The organism is Slackia isoflavoniconvertens, from assembly GCF_003725955.1.
Taxonomy (GTDB): Bacteria; Actinomycetota; Coriobacteriia; order Coriobacteriales; family Eggerthellaceae; genus Slackia; species Slackia isoflavoniconvertens.
The window spans coordinates 1-715 of record NZ_QIBZ01000041.1; the positions used below are offsets into that span (position 1 = coordinate 1).

General features: G+C 62.2%; 1 protein-coding gene. It reads right to left on the bottom strand.

What is annotated here, in order from left to right:
- Positions 1–514 (bottom strand): GNAT family N-acetyltransferase (locus tag DMP05_RS09775; RefSeq protein ID WP_161957540.1); only part of this gene is annotated, 514 nt, incomplete at its 3' end.
- Positions 515–715: the final 201 nt, after the last annotated feature.

A 715-nucleotide genomic window follows, 5' to 3' on the forward strand; every position in this document is an offset into this window, starting at 1 on the left:
GCGCGCAGGAGAAATCGCCCAGCAGCTTCTCGTAGTGCGCCACGTCGCGCCACTGGCCCAGCTTGAAGCCCACGTTGTCCATGACGCCCACCAGGCGGAAGCCCATGGCCAGGTGCAGCTTGTCGCTTTTCTCGTTGGGCTCGGTCACCTTGCCGTGGGCGCTGCGCACGCCCTGCATTTCCAGCAGCTTGAGCAGGCGGTCGTACAGCGCGCGACCCAGGCCGCGGCCGCGGCAGGTGTTGGAGAGATACACCGAAAGCTCGACGGCCCAGGCATAGGCTTCGCGCGTGAACAGGCGGCTTGCGTAGGCGTAGCCCACGGGCACGCCGTCTTCCTCGCACACGATGTAGGGATACAGGCAGACGCGCTCTTCGATGCGCTTGCGGAATTCCTCGACGTCGGGACAGGTGCACTCGAACGTGATCGACGTGTCCACGTACGGCGCATAGATCGCCTGCAAAGCCTCGGCGTCGTCGGTGGTGGCAAGACGATACGTGTACACGGGTTCGTTCATAGTGCTCCTTTCGAAAGCCTCTGCCTGCGCGCGATTGGGAAAACACGAAACACGCCTCGATGTTCGAGGCGGCCGGTCGGTTGGGCGTGCAGGTGGAAATACAGTTGAAGTGCTTGATGGTGCAGCGCATTTTACACCCAAAACCCGCACGGCGGCGTGGGGAAATGTCTTTTTCGAACGAAGCGCTGCCATGTTTACGCG